General features: G+C 45.2%; 13 protein-coding genes, 3 rRNA genes and 1 pseudogene. 12 read left to right on the top strand and 5 right to left on the bottom strand.

The genetic code is table 11. The features are described from left to right. The first annotated feature begins 24 nt into the window (after positions 1 to 24). The 3 genes from ACZ444_RS10235 (at position 25) to ACZ444_RS10225 (ending at position 1,548) form a co-directional block, all read left to right on the top strand. Positions 25 to 171 carry an SHOCT domain-containing protein gene (locus tag ACZ444_RS10235; protein ID WP_382357650.1) on the top strand — a complete coding sequence of 49 codons (147 nt, stop codon included), beginning with the start codon at positions 25 to 27 and terminating at the stop codon, positions 169 to 171. A gap of 130 nt (positions 172 to 301) precedes the next feature. Further along, the gene (locus ACZ444_RS10230) at positions 302 to 604 is read left to right on the top strand and encodes a metal-sensing transcriptional repressor (RefSeq protein WP_382357649.1); all 303 of its coding nucleotides are present in this window, start codon (positions 302 to 304) and stop codon (positions 602 to 604) included. 452 nt (positions 605 to 1,056) lie between these two features. After that, on the top strand, positions 1,057 to 1,548 hold the full coding sequence (locus tag ACZ444_RS10225; RefSeq protein WP_382357648.1) for a CBO0543 family protein: 492 nt from the start codon (positions 1,057 to 1,059) through the stop codon (positions 1,546 to 1,548). Positions 1,549 to 1,558: 10 nt separating this feature from the next. Here ACZ444_RS10225 and ACZ444_RS10220 read toward each other — a convergent pair whose 3' ends face one another. Beyond that, the gene (locus tag ACZ444_RS10220; RefSeq protein ID WP_382357647.1) at positions 1,559 to 2,827 is read right to left on the bottom strand and encodes an MATE family efflux transporter; all 1,269 of its coding nucleotides are present in this window, start codon (positions 2,825 to 2,827) and stop codon (positions 1,559 to 1,561) included. Between the two features lie 377 nt (positions 2,828 to 3,204). On the opposite strand from ACZ444_RS10220, the gene ACZ444_RS10215 reads away from it, so the two are divergent. From ACZ444_RS10215 to rrf, 9 genes are all read left to right on the top strand, one after another. After that, positions 3,205 to 3,621: a GntR family transcriptional regulator gene (locus ACZ444_RS10215; RefSeq protein ID WP_382357646.1), complete on the top strand. Its 417-nt coding sequence runs from the start codon at positions 3,205 to 3,207 to the stop codon at positions 3,619 to 3,621. After that, positions 3,605 to 4,486 carry an ABC transporter ATP-binding protein gene (locus ACZ444_RS10210; RefSeq protein ID WP_382357645.1) on the top strand — a complete coding sequence of 294 codons (882 nt, stop codon included), beginning with the start codon at positions 3,605 to 3,607 and terminating at the stop codon, positions 4,484 to 4,486. Before ACZ444_RS10215 ends, ACZ444_RS10210 begins: the two co-directional genes overlap by 17 nt. Before the next feature lie 57 nt (positions 4,487 to 4,543). Continuing rightward, entirely contained in the window at positions 4,544 to 5,263 is a 720-nt protein-coding gene (locus ACZ444_RS10205; protein ID WP_382357644.1) for an ABC-2 transporter permease, read from the top strand. Further along, a complete protein-coding gene (locus ACZ444_RS10200) occupies positions 5,263 to 5,958 on the top strand; it encodes an ABC-2 transporter permease (RefSeq protein WP_382357643.1) in 696 nt (231 codons plus the stop codon). Before ACZ444_RS10205 ends, ACZ444_RS10200 begins: the two co-directional genes overlap by 1 nt. Positions 5,959 to 6,114: 156 nt before the next feature. Next, positions 6,115 to 6,441, top strand: coding sequence for an ArsR/SmtB family transcription factor (locus ACZ444_RS10195; RefSeq protein ID WP_382357642.1), 327 nt, complete (start codon positions 6,115 to 6,117; stop codon positions 6,439 to 6,441). A 60-nt stretch (positions 6,442 to 6,501) separates the two neighbouring features. Beyond that, complete coding sequence (locus ACZ444_RS10190) at positions 6,502 to 7,446, top strand: cation diffusion facilitator family transporter (RefSeq protein ID WP_382357641.1); 945 nt, start codon at positions 6,502 to 6,504, stop codon at positions 7,444 to 7,446. 827 nt (positions 7,447 to 8,273) lie between these two features. Continuing rightward, positions 8,274 to 9,840, top strand: a 16S ribosomal RNA gene (locus ACZ444_RS10185). A 258-nt stretch (positions 9,841 to 10,098) separates the two neighbouring features. Further along, a 23S ribosomal RNA gene (locus ACZ444_RS10180) occupies positions 10,099 to 13,024 on the top strand. Between the two features lie 120 nt (positions 13,025 to 13,144). Next, positions 13,145 to 13,260: ribosomal RNA gene (gene rrf, locus ACZ444_RS10175) — 5S ribosomal RNA — on the top strand. The 16S, 23S and 5S rRNA genes sit together here, the layout of an rRNA operon. A gap of 334 nt (positions 13,261 to 13,594) precedes the next feature. On the opposite strand, the gene ACZ444_RS10170 is transcribed toward rrf, so the two are convergent. The 4 genes and pseudogenes from ACZ444_RS10170 to ACZ444_RS10155 all read right to left on the bottom strand — a co-directional run bounded on the left by ACZ444_RS10170 (position 13,595) and on the right by ACZ444_RS10155 (position 16,047). Beyond that, on the bottom strand, positions 13,595 to 13,951 hold the full coding sequence (locus tag ACZ444_RS10170) for a hypothetical protein (RefSeq protein ID WP_464433293.1): 357 nt from the start codon (positions 13,949 to 13,951) through the stop codon (positions 13,595 to 13,597). 221 nt (positions 13,952 to 14,172) lie between these two features. Then, positions 14,173 to 14,367 (bottom strand): annotated as a pseudogene (locus tag ACZ444_RS10165) (transposase); the annotation flags it as partial. Between the two features lie 189 nt (positions 14,368 to 14,556). Next, positions 14,557 to 14,706, bottom strand: coding sequence for a hypothetical protein (locus ACZ444_RS10160; protein WP_464433292.1), 150 nt, complete (start codon positions 14,704 to 14,706; stop codon positions 14,557 to 14,559). 69 nt (positions 14,707 to 14,775) lie between these two features. Next, positions 14,776 to 16,047: a BaiN/RdsA family NAD(P)/FAD-dependent oxidoreductase gene (locus ACZ444_RS10155; RefSeq protein WP_382358579.1), complete on the bottom strand. Its 1,272-nt coding sequence runs from the start codon at positions 16,045 to 16,047 to the stop codon at positions 14,776 to 14,778. Between the last annotated feature and the right edge of the window lie 69 nt (positions 16,048 to 16,116).

The raw sequence follows: 16,116 nt of genomic DNA, 5'->3' as shown, positions 1-16,116 counted from the left end.
ATCATTACTCTGGCAGTTATCCTTATGGCTGTCTGGTTCTTCAAACGTGGTGAAACCAACCCTCCCCGTTCATCAGGAGGAGATTCACTGGACACGCTAAAGGAGAGATTGGCTAAAGGTGAGATATCGGAAGAAACTTACGACAGGCTCAAACAAAAATTGCACGAATGATATATGAATGGACTTGGGCGAATGGCGTGATCAGCTCTCTTTTTATGCTTCCACAGCCAGTTTCTCTTCAAATTTGACAAACATACATAAGGGGGTACCCTGTAATTGGGAAGGAAAGGAGTGAAGCGACATGGGTGATTACTTGCATGAGCATCCTGCAACCCCCCGAACATATGAAGAAAAGCAGGCTGTCAGCAACCGCCTTAAGCGGATTGAAGGACAGGTGCGCGGTATTCAAAAAATGATCGAGCAAGACCGTTATTGTATTGATATTTTAGTACAAATCAATGCTATTAACGCCGCATTGAAAAAAGTGGGTTTTTCTGTTGCCGAACGGCATATGAAACATTGTGTCAGTAATGCCGTTCAAACGGGTGAAGGAAACGAAGCGATTGATGAACTGATGCAAGTTATGAAGCAGTTTTCCAAGTAGGGAGATAATAATACCTGAAACTTATTCCGCCTAAAACGTCTTAAAATTTAAAGGTTAGCTGACCTTTTCGGGGCGTTATTGTCTGTAACGCCAACATAAACCGGTCTCCATTGGGGAACCGGTTTTTTATGACTATCGTCAAATGGGTGACTGCTTTGAAAACGTTACGGATAGTATTAAGAGAACATGCATTGATAAGGACGATATGTGCACGCTAATTGGCAAAAGCTATTAATAAGCTGGGTGAATGGCAGCGCATATCCTGATTGGTCCGTAATGGGCAGCATAATGTTGAGTTTGACTGTTTTAATGGTTCAACTCCCAATACCTGCGGCCGCACCGTACGCACCCATTTATGGCACACGTCACTGTCCCTGCGATTACTGTCAGCTTATTTGTGGTGTACCACGTCTCATGGAACAAAGTTTTCGCCTTTAATAGGAGCTGTTAGTATGGATATGATATTATTATGGGTGTTTTTTATAGCTGGTGTCGGCATTTTAATCATTTTATTGCAAAGGCCGCCGCTTAAAGAATGGCTATTATGTTTCTTTATTGCTGCTTGTTTGGCATCATTCTTGGGTCAATTAGTTGTTTCGAGTAACTTAATTTCCTATCCCGTTAAGCTTTTTCCCATATTTAAGTCGAGTATTCTCTATGAATATCTGCTTCTCCCGCTTTTAAGTGTTATCTACTACCGGACAACTTATCGCAAAGATATATACAGTTCTCTTTGCCAGGCATTTATCTACAGCAGTGTTTTAACAGTTTTAGAAGTGTTATTGGAGCAAGGCACAGACTTCATTCACTACATTTCCTGGAATTGGATGTTCTCATTGGTGAGCCTGTTTAGCTTTTTACTGATAATACGTTACATCATGCAGCTGATCAACAAGGTCACGCAAAGGAAAGAACGCAATCAGGCGCACTCAGATGACGCTTGATTGCGTTATATCAGAGTCCGCGATTCTTCAGCTCCTTGCGCATAATACCAGGTCTTGCAACTAACAGAAGAAAGATGGCTGTCAGTGCCTCTGCGGCGGGAAGTGCCAGCCATATACCGGTTGTATCCAGCCATAATGGGAGAATAAGGAGTGCGGCAATTAAGAGAATAAAGCCGCGGAATAGCGTGATCCCGATTGATGGTCGTACATACGCAATCGATTGATAATAGGTCATGTAAATAAAGTTAATACCCATGAATACATAACCGATAAAAAACAGCATAATTCCTTTTTTAGCCAGCTGACGTACAGCTTCGTCTTCAATTCCAAATATTGAGACAAGACCTCCGGCGCCAGTCCAGCCAACGATGAGGAAACCAATTCCTAATAAAACAGTCGTTATTTCTGCAATTTTCACGGTATGTTTAATAGAAGCATACTTTTGGGCGCCGTAATAAAAACTAATGATAGGCTGAATGGATTGACCTATACCAATGAAAGCCAAAAACATAAAGGTGTGCAGATAATTAATCACAGAGAATGCTGCAAGCCCTGTAGTGCCGGCATAGTAAGCTAAAGCCGTGTTATAGCCTACGACAAAAACGGCTGTTCCGGCCTCGGATAAAAAGTTGGGCATACCCAGCTTGCCAATCATCATAAGGTCATCTTGTTGCCAAGGCTTCCGGATGAATTTCAAACCAGACCCGTTTTTTAGAAAATGAATACAATATATGAGCAGGCCAATAGCTGTTGCAATCACCGAAGCAAGGGCAGCACCGGTTACCTCCATATTTAAAATGAAAATCATCCAGTAATCCAGGACAATATTGAGTAATGCCGATATGACTAGACCGATCATAGCGAGCTTCGGACTGCCGTCGTTACGGACAAAAATACTGAGTGCATTTTCCCATGCTAAAATCGGTGCCCACATAAAAATGATCTGCATGTAGTCTGTTGCATACGCCAATGTCTCGTCGTTGGCGCCGAATAAGTAAGCAAGCGGCTCGACGGCAAAATAGCCTGTGATGCCAATGACGATCATGATAACGGTGATAGATGTCATAGCAAGTGTGAATGCCCGCTGTGCTTTCTCAGTATCCTGTGCACCGCTGGCTATGGAGTAAAGTGTTCCGCCGCCAACCCCAATAAGAAGTGAAATGGAAATAACAATAGACCAGACAGGAACAGCGACATTAACGCTCGCGAGCGCAACCGAGCCAACGCCATTTCCGACAAATATACCATCAATAACAATATTGGCAGACATCAGCATCATGCCAATAAGGGTAGGAAGCAGGTATTCAAAAAAAACGCCTCGTAACACTTCGGGTTGAAAGTTTTTGTTCGACCAAGCTCATCATGATTCGCTCGCTTTCTCAAAGTTCTGTATCCATTTTATAATTTTATCAGGCGAAAATCCATAACATACACAATTTTAAATTAGAAGAAAAGTGTTCTTGTCAAAACGTGCGCACTTCTTTCAAAAAGGGTGCGCTTTTTAGTGTGGTTTCTCACAGATTTCTCAGAAAACAGATTAGCATCATATTGTTTTCGGCCGGATTATTATGTATACTGTGTATACTATGTAAACACAGTATAACGGTAACCGTATTAAATTGTGTTGAATGATTTTGAACAAGGGGGTGTTTGAATGTGCTGATTCATATTTCGCAAACGAGTTCGGCGCCCATGTATGAGCAGGTTGTCAGTGAAATCCAACGGCTGATAGCTATGGGTCACATGGAGCCCGGCGAGATGCTGCCGTCCATTCGGGGATTGGCTAAAGAGCTGATGACAAGCGGAATCACCATTCGACGTGCCTATCAGGGACTCGAACAGTCGGGATTTATTTATACGCGCAAGGGCAAAGGAAGTTTTGTTGCTGAATTAAGTGAAGCAAGACTGAATCGGTGGAAGATTGAACAAGTACAGGGACCTTTGTCAGAATCAATTTTAAAAGCAAAACAGCTTGATCTTACAGAAGATCAGTTTCATGACTTGATTAAACGTTTTTGGGAGAAAGCGGACGACGATAGGCAAGGGGGAGATACCTATGGATCTGAACGGTGAACAGCCTTTATTAGACGTGCACCATCTGACAAAAATATATGGCGATTTTCAGCTGCAGGATGTCAGTTTTAATGTTCCTGCGGGTACCATTATGGGGTTCATTGGCCGGAATGGTGCGGGGAAAAGTACCACAATGAAAGCCATTATGGATCTAGTTAAACCGGATGACGGACGTGTTTTTGTTTTGGGTAGGCCAATGCCTGAAGAAGAAGTTGCTGTCAAAGAACAGGTCGGCTATGTCGGTGATATCCCGTTATTGAATGATAACTGGACGCTGGACCGGACGCTGCAATTTGCGCGTCAATTCTATCCAAACTGGAATGAGGAAGCTGTTGAACAACGCCTGGAACATTTTGCGATTGCGAGGCATAAAAAACTCGGCGAGCTGTCCAAAGGCATGAAAATGAAAGCGTCACTTATTTTGGCAATGGCACATGAGCCGAAGCTGTTGTTATTGGATGAACCGACTTCAGGTCTGGATCCGGTTGTACGGACAGAAGTCCTGGAAATGCTGCTGGATTTTGTACAAGATGAAAGCCGGAGTGTTCTGTTTTCTTCCCATATTACGCCTGATGTCGAAAAAATTGCTGATTGGGTAACGATTCTTGATGATGGGGAACTCATCTTCAGTGAAGATAAAGAATCACTCCTCGACCGGTACAAACGTATTGTTATGGCAGGAAAGGGCAGTGACTATACCACGGAAACGCCATTACTTTTCAATTGTCACAAAACAACTGGCGGCTATATTGGTTATACTGATCGTTTTCCGCAATTTCAGCGTGTGGCTAAAGGGAACTGGTATGCAGAACGTCTGACATTGGAAGAATTGTTTGTCTTGTTGACAGGGAAGAATGCTGATTAATCACGGGTGTGATGTATAACCGGAAAAAGACATGATGTAATGGAGGTGGACGCAAAGATGAAAATGCTCATCAAGCGGGAATTAAACCAAATGAGCCTAGCTAATAATTCTAAATACCCAGTGCTTATTAATGGCCTTTTTGTGATCGGTGTTCCTATCATTTTATGGCTGACTGGTCCAGGTCTGCTTAGTTTTTATGATACCGAGGGATTTTACTCAAATGTATCAATTGTTGGACTAGTGATTGTTACGCTGACTGTCACCGGTAATATACAACGTGAAGCAGCCAACCAGCAGCTTCTTTTTCTACAAACCTTGCCTGTGTCAAAAAGCAGTATCGTGAATGCAAAGTTTATCAGTGTATTAATATTTGCATGCACAGTGGTGGCATGGCTTAATGTGGTTGTCTTGATATACAGTTTAATTACTGACGATCATCTGGCAGAGTATGGCATGCTTTTAGGCTATTTCTCGTCACTCATCTTGTTTGTTGCGGCTATATTACTGCTTAAATCTATTGAGACTGGCTCTCGAAATATCTTCATGACAGGTATTATTTCAATTTTCGCCTGGGGCGTTGTATTTTTCATCGGAGAATTTGCTAAGAGAGAAATGGGAATGGACACGGGCGTGTCAGATCTTGTCATATTTATCGGCTTGTCATTAGCAATTTATGGGCTTTGCTGGCAGGTGGCACTGCAAAGGGTCAAGAAAAAGGGATTTCCTCTGGATAAAAGCCACAAAAATCATACGCGGTCATTGGAGGGGGGAGGTTAATGCGATTCAAGGTAATTAGCAGTGTTATGAAAGAAGAGTGGCTCAGTAATCGACGGAAGCTGTTGTGGTATATGATCGTGTCACTGATTTTTGATATAGCCATGATAGTCATTAGCCGGATTGACTGGGTTATGAGGCAGGTTGAGCAGTCGAACCTAAGTTTTGAAGAATTTTCTCTGACTGTATTTGCTATTCTTTTTATACCATATGTCGTTACATGGGTGATGCTTACTTTTAAAGCAGATAAAGATAAAAGTTCAGGATTGTTTAAATTTATTCATATGCTTCCGATTTCAATAAGGGAATTGGTGACAGCTAAATTCATTGCCGCATTTCTGATAAACCTGCTTCTGGCCGGCTGGTTCAGTATGTTATGGCGCGCCTATGAAATGGTGTTTATTGATGCAGGATTACTGCAGGCCTGGACGGGGATATGTATGGTTGTTTTCCTGCTGACTTTCGCTATACATGCTGTTCAATTGGGTCTCTTTTTCAGCCGAGGGAGCACCAGCATTGTTTTAATGATTCTAATGTTATTATTGAGTCAATTGGATGCTGCCGATACGCTGGCTGATCAAACAATGGTTTGGATGGCGCACACACCTTTCTTTATGTGGGGAATCAGCTTTTTATTAATAGGTTGTATCTGGATTCTATGCTGGCACTGGTCGGTTAAAACTTATTTGAAATATTGAGAGTAATTTAGCGTAATAGCAGTAACACTAAATTCAGGAACCAGTATGATTGACAGCAGCAGAGCAATTACCATATCATATTATTATATATGACAATATGATCATATAACGATCAATAATTCACCATCATGATCTGCCTAAAGTGGGGGAATTCTAATGGAAGATAAGCAAAATCAAAACATTGGTTCCTATAAAGAAATGGATGACGAAACGCTATTTGGCGTATCACAAACGTTCAAGGCGCTCGGGGATCCTACCAGAATCCGGATACTCCACCTGCTTATTCATCATGAATGTTCGGTGAACGAGATGGCTGACATTCTGCAGCTCCGTCAGTCAACCGTTTCTCACCAGTTGCGATTCTTAAAGGATTTACGCTTGGTGAAAAATCGCCGGGAAGGAACGACGTTGTATTATTCGCACGATGATGATCATGTCATTAATCTGCTGAGACAAACGATTAACCATGCTTATTATGGCTAGCGTTATGTGAAGCACGACTGATTAATCTTTTAGACATAATTGAGACGGGAGGGATCTTTTATGGCACATGATCATGATCACAGCCACAATCATACACATAGTCATGATCATGCACATGGCGCGAATAAAAAAGCACTTATGATCAGTTTTTTGATTATATTTGTTTATATGCTTGTTGAAGTTGTTGGAGGTTTTCTCTCTGGCAGTCTGGCTTTGTTATCAGATGCAGGTCATATGTTAAGTGATGCTGCTTCACTTGGCGTTGGGCTTTTAGCTTTCAAATTTGGCGAAAAGAACGCCAGCTATGAGAAAACTTATGGCTATAAACGGTTTGAGATACTAGCGGCTGTGTTTAATGGTGCTGTACTGATTGTCATTTCACTTCTTATTTTTTATGAGGCTTTTCAGCGCTTTATGGCACCACCCGAGGTAGCATCTACCGGCATGCTTGTTGTTGCATGTATTGGTCTAATCGTCAACCTTGTGGTCGCCCGGGTTTTGCATGGCGGCGATAAGGATGAAAATTTAAATATGCGTGCAGCTTTCTTGCACGTGCTGGGTGATTTGCTTGGATCCATCGGTGCTGTCACAGCAGCGATCCTGATTATGCTGTTTGACTGGACCTGGGCCGATCCGTTAGCAAGTGTTATTGTAGCAATTCTTGTTTTAATAAGCGGGTGGCGTGTAACAAAAGATGCCGTTCATGTTTTAATGGAAGGAACACCTGAAAACGTCGAACTCGATGATATCATTAAGACCATTGAGAATATCCCTGATGTTATTTCAATCCATGATCTGCATGTATGGAGTATTAGGAGCGGTCAGAATGCATTGTCGTGTCATGCTGTTGTTGACGGGCATTTGTCTGTATATGACAGCCAGAAGCTTTTGCAGACCATTGAACACGAAATGGCCCATAAAGAGATTGGTCATGTGACAGTACAGATGGAAAGTGAACAACACCCGCATGACGGTTCATTGTTTAGTCAAGACGATCGTGAGTAAGATCGATAATTTGTAAAACGTCATAAAATTGATTGAAGATGCTGGGACAAAACGAAGGTCGTTAACACATGATATCTAAGATTATCGAGTAAGAGACTAAAGATTCCCGTGGAAAAAGAAGGATAAGTGAGACCTGGTGTGCGCCCGCACAGCGCAAAAACGTCGCCGAATAAGCTGCGATCTGCGAAGAGCTGCAGAGCGCTGGGAAAGCTTGCCGGCGTGATGAGGCGCTTACTTGCCGCCTCAGAAATTGACGTTTATTTCCGGAGTGGTTAGTCGCAAGCATTCATTCTGGTTGTTCGCACTTTTGTCCCAGCCTCTTTCACTTTATTAAAAATTGCATACTCATTTATGATGTAATTTTTCATTATATTTAGTGGCAGAAGGTCATTGACATTTTAATTCTCGCCTAGTATTATCACTCTTGCTCTCAACGAGAGGCGAAGATATTGTTAATCATGAACTGATCAAAATACTGTTAAGTTCAATTCAAGAAGTTTATTCTTCTAGTTATCTATTGACGATCTCATGAATAAATGATATTCTTATTGAGTTGCATTCAAACGAGGTATTTATAAATAACCTCTTAATCAAACTAAAAAAGTTCTTGACTTCATTGAATGCAGATGTTATATTAATTAAGTCGCTTTTGAGAGGCGGCATCCGATTTGCTCCTTGAAAACTGAACAAAACAACCAGCCTGAAACAGATGTCAGGTAAGAGGCTCCCGGTCATATGTCTTCATATGATTGGATGAAGCTTTTTGAGACATTATGAACGCTGAGATAAAACGATTGATCGGTGTCAGTCGTTTGCATCTCTCTTATTTATTGGAGAGTTTGATCTTGGCTCAGGACGAACGCTGGCGGCGTGCCTAATACATGCAAGTCGAGCGCGGGAAGCAAGCAGATCCCCTTCGGGGGTGATGCCTGTGGAACGAGCGGCGGACGGGTGAGTATCACGTGGGCAACCTGCCTGTAAGACCGGGATAACTCGTGGAAACGCGAGCTAAAACCGGATAACACCTCTCACCGCATGGTGAGGGATTGAAAGGCGGCCTCAGGCTGCCACTTACAGATGGGCCCGCGGCGCATTAGTTAGTTGGTGGGATCAAAGCCTACCAAGGCCACGATGCGTAGCCGACCTGAGAGGGTGATCGGCCACACTGGAACTGAGACACGGTCCAGACTCCTACGGGAGGCAGCAGTAGGGAATCATCCGCAATGGACGAAAGTCTGACGGTGCAACGCCGCGTGAGTGAAGAAGGTCCTTGGATCGTAAAACTCTGTTGTCAGGGAAGAACAGATACTGTTCAAACAGGGCAGTATTTTGACGGTACCTGACCAGAAAGCCCCGGCTAACTACGTGCCAGCAGCCGCGGTAATACGTAGGGGGCAAGCGTTGTCCGGAATTATTGGGCGTAAAGGGCGCGCAGGCGGTCTTTTAAGTCTGATGTGAAAGCCCGCGGCTTAACCGCGGCAGGTCATTGGAAACTGGAGGACTTGAGTACAGAAGAGGAGAGTGGAATTCCACGTGTAGCGGTGAAATGCGTAGAGATGTGGAGGAACACCAGTGGCGAAGGCGACTCTCTGGGCTGTAACTGACGCTGAGGCGCGAAAGCGTGGATAGCGAACAGGATTAGATACCCTGGTAGTCCACGCCGTAAACGTTGAGTGCTAGGTGTTAGGGGGTTTCCGCCCCTTAGTGCTGAAGTTAACGCATTAAGCACTCCGCCTGGGGATTACGGCCGCAAGGCTGAAACTCAAAAGAATTGACGGGGGCCCGCACAAGCGGTGGAGCATGTGGTTTAATTCGAAGCAACGCGGAGAACCTTACCAGGTCTTGACATCCTCTGATGGCGGTAGAGATACCGTGTTCCCTTCGGGGACAGAGTGACAGGTGGTGCATGGTTGTCGTCAGCTCGTGTCGTGAGATGTTGGGTTAAGTCCCGTAACGAGCGCAACCCTTAAGCTTAGTTGCCAGCATTAAGTTGGGCACTCTAAGGTGACTGCCGGTGACAAACCGGAGGAAGGCGGGGATGACGTCAAATCATCATGCCCCTTATGACCTGGGCTACACACGTGCTACAATGGATGGTACAAAGGGACGCGAAGCCGTGAGGTGAAGCAAATCCCATAAAACCATTCCCAGTTCGGATTGCAGGCTGCAACTCGCCTGTATGAAGCCGGAATCGCTAGTAATCGCGGATCAGAATGCCGCGGTGAATACGTTCCCGGGCCTTGTACACACCGCCCGTCACACCACGAGAGTTGGCAACACCCGAAGTCGGTGAGGCAACCTTTTTGGAGCCAGCCGCCGAAGGTGGGGCCAACGATTGGGGTGAAGTCGTAACAAGGTAGCCGTATCGGAAGGTGCGGCTGGATCACCTCCTTTCTAAGGAAGATATTATACGGAAGCCGGTGCTTGTCGCTTAGCGCGGCAGTATCGGCCGGACCGATATCTGTTTTCAGCTACTCTGGTTGTTTGGTTCAGTTTTGAGGGAGCAAACCCTCATCTGTCTAAGTTATCACATACTGTGATGCTTGCAGATAGAAGCCTTGTGCAGAGATGCACATTTGCACCTTGAAAACTAAATAAGAGCAAACCATTCAAGACGACATCCAGACGTTCGTTTAAACGAATGTTTTATTAAGTTAAGTGATCAAGGGCGCACGGTGAATGCCTTGGCACCAGGAGCCGAAGAAGGACGGGACTAACACCGATATGCCTCGGGGAGTCGTAAGCAGACTGTGATCCGGGGATTTCCGAATGGGGCAACCCACTGTCCGTAATGGGACAGTGCCTGTGTCTGAATTCATAGGGCGCAGGTGGCATACCCGGGGAACTGAAACATCTCAGTACCCGGAGGAAAAGAAAGCAAACGCGATTTCCTGAGTAGCGGCGAGCGAAACGGAAGCAGCCCAAACCGGAAAGCTTGCTTTCCGGGGTTGTAAGGACACGCCATCGGAGTTATCAAGAAATGGCTTAGGCGAATTGATTTGGAATGATCAGCCAAAGAGGGTAAGAGCCCTGTAGCCGAAAAGCGATTTCCTCCGGCGTGGATCCTGAGTACGGCGGAACACGTGACATTCCGTCGGAATACGGGAGGACCATCTCCCAAGGCTAAATACAACCTGGTTACCGATAGTGAACCAGTACCGTGAGGGAAAGGTGAAAAGCACCCCGGAAGGGGAGTGAAAGAGAACCTGAAACCGTGTGCCTACAAGTAGTCGGAGCCCGTTAATGGGTGACGGCGTACCTTTTGCAGAATGGACCGGCGAGTTGCGATCGTATGCAAGGTTAAGTGGAAGACACGGAGCCTGAGCGAAAGCGAGTCTGAACAGGGCGATTTGAGTATACGGTCGCAGACCCGAAACCGTGTGATCTACCCATGCCCAGGGTGAAGGTCAGGTAACACTGACTGGAGGCCCGAACCCACGTATGCTGAAAAATGCGGGGATGAGGCGTGGGTAGGGGTGAAATGCCAATCGAACACGGATATAGCTGGTTCTCTCCGAAATAGCTTTCGGGCTAGCCTCAAGGAGCGTGTACCGGAGGTAGAGCACTGATTGAACGAGGGGCCCTCACCGGGTTACCGAATTCAGTCAAACTCCGAATGCCGGCTACATAGCCTTGGGAGTCAGACTGTGGGTGATAAGGTTCATGGTCGAGAGGGAAACAGCCCAGACCGCCAGCTAAGGTCCCTAAGTATACGTTAAGTGGAAAAGGATGTGGCGTTGCTCAGACAACCAGTATGTTGGCTTAGAAGCAGCCACCATTTAAAGAGTGCGTAATAGCTCACTGGTCGAGTGACTCTGCGCCGAAAATGTACCGGGGCTAAACGTATCACCGAAGCTGCGGATTGTTCTTCGGAACAATGGTAGGAGAGCGTTCCAAATGCTGTGAAGTCAGACCGTGAGGACTGGTGGAGCGTTTGGAAGTGAGAATGCCGGTATGAGTAACGAAAAAAGAGTGAGAATCTCTTTCACCGAATGCCTAAGGTTTCCTGAGGAAGGCTCGTCCGCTCAGGGTTAGTCGGGACCTAAGCCGAGGCCGAAAGGCGTAGGCGATGGGTAACAGGCCGACATTCCTGTACCACCTCGTGAGCATTTGAATGATGGGGAAACGCAGAAGGATAAGGAATGCGCACTGCCGGAAATGTGCGTCCAAGCAGTGAGGAAATTGGTCAGGCAAATCCGGCCAATGGTTCCAGGCTGTGACGGGGAGGGAAATTGAGTACCGAAGTTCCTGACTTCACACTGCCAAGAAAAACCTCTAGTGAGTTCACAGGTGCCCGTACCGCAAACCGACACAGGTAGGCAGGGAGAGTATCCTAAGGTGAGCGGGAGAACTCTCGTTAAGGAACTCGGCAAAATGACCCCGTAACTTTGGGAGAAGGGGTGCTCAGGGCCGAGTCCTGAGCCGCAGTGAAGAAGCCCAAGCGACTGTTTACCAAAAACACAGGTCTCTGCGAAGCCGCAAGGCGACGTATAGGGGCTGACATCTGCCCGGTGCTGGAAGGTTAAGGGGAAGCGTTAGCGCCTCTGGCGCGAAGCGGCGAACCGAAGCCCCAGTGAACGGCGGCCGTAACTATAACGGTCCTAAGGTAGCGAAATTCCTTGTCGGGTAAGTTCCGACCCGCACGAAAGGTGCAACGACTTGGGCACTGTCTCAACGAGAGACCCGGTGAAATTATACGATGCGTGAAAATGCGCATTACCCGCGACAGGACGAAAAGACCCCGTGGAGCTTTACTGCACCTTGACATTGAATGTTGGTACAGCTTGTACAGGATAGGTGGGAGCCGTGGAAACGTGAGCGCGAGCTTACGTGGAGGCACCCGTGGGATACCACCCTGGCTGTACGAACATTCTAACCCTGGACCGTTATCCGGTCCGGAGACAGTGTCAGGCAGGCAGTTTGACTGGGGCGGTCGCCTCCTAAAAGGTAACGGAGGCGCCCAAAGGTTCCCTCAGAATGGCTGGAAATCATTCGTAAGCGTGCAAAGGCACAAGGGAGCTTGACTGCGAGACCTACATGTCGAGCAGGGACGAAAGTCGGGCTTAGTGATCCGGTGGTTCCGCATGGAAGGGCCATCGCTCAACGGATAAAAGCTACCCCGGGGATAACAGGCTTATCTCCCCCAAGAGTTCACATCGACGGGGAGGTTTGGCACCTCGATGTCGGCTCATCGCATCCTGGGGCTGTAGTCGGTCCCAAGGGTTGGGCTGTTCGCCCATTAAAGCGGTACGCGAGCTGGGTTCAGAACGTCGTGAGACAGTTCGGTCTCTATCCGTCGCGGGCGCTGGAAGTCTGAGAGGAGCTGTCCTTAGTACGAGAGGACCGGGATGGACACACCGCTGGTGCACCAGTTGTTCCGCCAGGAGCACGGCTGGGTAGCTACGTGTGGTCAGGATAAGTGCTGAAAGCATCTAAGCATGAAGCCCCCCTCAAGATGAAACTTCCCATCACATCCAGTGAGTAAGATCCCTTAAAGACGATGAGGTTGATAGGTCCGGGGTGGAAGCGTGGCGACACGTGAAGCTGACGGATACTAATCGATCGAGGACTTAACTAACAGGATGTAGCTTGATGGTTCTCTTATTTAGTTTTCAGGGTGCAAAGGTTTAAAAAACCTCTTGCATTTTGAGTTAAAAATGCTTATAATGGTTTCTGTGATTTCAAAATCAATATAAAGTCTGGTGACGATGGCGGAGAGGACACACCTGTTTCCATGCCGAACACAGCAGTTAAGCTCTCCAGCGCCGATGGTAGTTGGGGTTTGACCCCTGCAAGAGTAGGACGTTGCCAGGCAGTGAAAACGGAAGTATAAAGCTTCCGTTTTTATTGTACCTAGGTTATAAAATTAAGTTAGACACAAAAGTGACATATCATGGTATATTCAATCTATAACCTCCCAAGTTGGGGTTATTTAAACTACCCTTTTTTTGACAGGTAATTCCAGATTGTTAAGATTGTCCAAGATAAAAATATAACAATAATAGATAAGCCTTTATATAGGTCTGGTAAAGTGAAGACTAATACTATCATCGTAATAAAAGACGGTGGCATAAGTATCCAATAACGCCTTTTTTGAGTGCGGTCATTACTATCATAACCGATGAATTTTTTTGACATAAAAGTACCTTTAATATTCCACAAATTTTACAGGAGGATCGCTATATACAGTATACGCCTGTTTACTTAGGCTTCCTTCAACGCCATCCGCGTAAACCTCAACCCAAGACAACATTTTTCCTTCACGAGCAGCTTGTTCCATATTAGTTTCAGATAAGGACATGAGTCCACCTTCTAAACCTGGAACCATTCCAGCAGTACCTGAACCTACTAAACCCATAGCTCCAAACCCACCATAAACTATCGTAGAAGCAATGCTAAACCAAGTAATATTTTGGTTTCTTTTATCTATTAATTCCCATAATTCATTGTTGGTCATATAACCAGATGCATGAATAGGTTTATCTACATGATAAACTAACATCATGGGTTGTATGGATGAATTGGAATCTGTTGGTTTAGCACAGATAGTTGTTGTGCCAACTGTGGTGACTAATCAAGCAGACATAACAGAAATTGTTACAATTTTTTGTTTAGGGACAAAATGAACAACGCTCCCCTTTTTAAAATATCAAAATATTGTTTCTAATTTATCATAAATAGATATAAAGTTAAAGGCATTAACAAAATGAAAGGAATGTTTAAACACAGGCCCATCCCATATCGGCGCTTGCCTTCCCCAAATTCACCTTCGATCGCATTACGTTCGGAGGCATCCTGTTGCTCCATTTGTTTGTGTGTTGCGTTAAGCTGTTCGTCTTTCAATGGTCTGCCAAGTTTCGGGCCACTTAGGCGGATCCCGCGCTCCTTGCAATACCGCCAGGAGAAACGCGTGAAATGAATTAGGATTTGCGTTCATGGCGGTGAACTTGAGAAAGTATACCGCCACGAACACAGATCTAAATGTGGATGGTGATAATCATCCAGACCAAAAAGGATCCAAGCATAAAAATTGATGCTTGGATCCTTTTTTATACTGACTGGCACTAGTTATGCCCCAGCCCCTTTTTAAATCACGTGCTGACAATTTGTTTATTGTTCATTATTCATTCTAGAAACAAACGGAATCATCTGTTGCATAGCCTGGCTGAACTGGTTACTGCGTGTCATACTGTAATACGTTGCTGCTCCAACACCAACAGAGGCAATCAGGGGTAACCACATGCTATTATTATTCTGCAAATCCTTCAGTCCTTTCTAAGTCCCCAACATTGATTAGTTTGGCTTAAATGCACCAGCCTATAACAGGTATCAACTGCCATCTTCACGAATCGATTCACTGGCAGCATTCATCCCCGCCAGACGTCCGGTTACTAAAGCTGAGGTTATATTATATCCACCCGTATAGCCATGAATATCTAAAATTTCCCCGCAAAAATAGAGACCATGCATCTGTTTGGATTGCAGGGTTTTAGGGACGATTTCTTTTAAAGAAACCCCTCCGCCAGTAACAAAAGCTTTTTTTAGTGGCAAACTGCCGTTAACAGTGAAGTGGAACTGCTTTAGCTCATGAACAACGTGCCGAAAGCTTTCTTTGGAGGTTTCCGCTGCTTTTTGTTCCTGATTAATATTCCAAATTGACAGTATATAATCGAGCAGTCTTTCGGGAATAAGGCCTTTCAGTAAGTTCCTGACAGATTTTTTCGGATTATCTGCCGCTGACTTCAAAACCTCTGTCACAAGCTGGTCCTCCGTTTTGTCTGGTAACACATCAAGCAGCATCGGCACTTCTTCACGTCCTTTTTTGAGTTCCTTAACAACAAATTGCGAGCAACGTAATACAGCTGGGCCAGAAATACCAAAATGTGTAAAGATCATATCCATTTGATGTGTGATCATAGGTTTCGATTTTTTGTTTAATACCGAGAGGGCAACATTGCGCAGCGATAGTCCCTGAAGCCGTTTATTTTGTATGAATGCCTCATCAGATGTGATTGCGACTTCAGTTGGATATAAGTCAGTGATTGTGTGGCCGGCTTTTTGGGCCCAGGGATAGCCGTCTCCAGTTGAGCCAGTGTGTGGAACAGCTTTGCCGCCCACAGCAATGATTAACGATTTCGTTAGTATTTTTGAGTCATCTTCAAGTATGATGGTATGTTCATTTTCACCGTAATCGACGGATTTTACCGGTGTTTTCATGCGGATTTCAATGTTAAGGTCATGCAATTTGTTGACCAATGCATTGATGACCGTTTTTGATGAATTTGTAACTGGAAACATCCGTCCGTGATCTTCTTCTTTAAGTTCGACACCTAAGCCATTAAAAAAATTGATAATATCGTAATTACTAAAAACCGTAAATGGACTGTATAAAAACTTTCCATTTCCTGGGATGTGTTTAATCACTTCTTCGGCTGGCACCCGATTCGTTACATTACAGCGGCCACCACCGGAGATGGCAAGTTTCGTGCCCAGTTTTCTGCCTTTTTCAAGCAGCAATGTTTCGGCATTGTGTTCCGCGGCAGCGATAGAAGCCATTAAGCCAGAAGGTCCACCGCCGATTACAACGACATCATAAGTCAAAATTCTTCAGTCCTTTCACACATAGCATACCATCTTTTGAAGGTCTGCAAAAGCATTCCTATTTCCTGA

The organism is Lentibacillus kimchii (genome assembly GCF_055381965.1).
The sequence above is the reverse complement of the archived record's forward strand: the minus strand, read 5'-3'. Positions and strand labels throughout refer to the sequence as shown.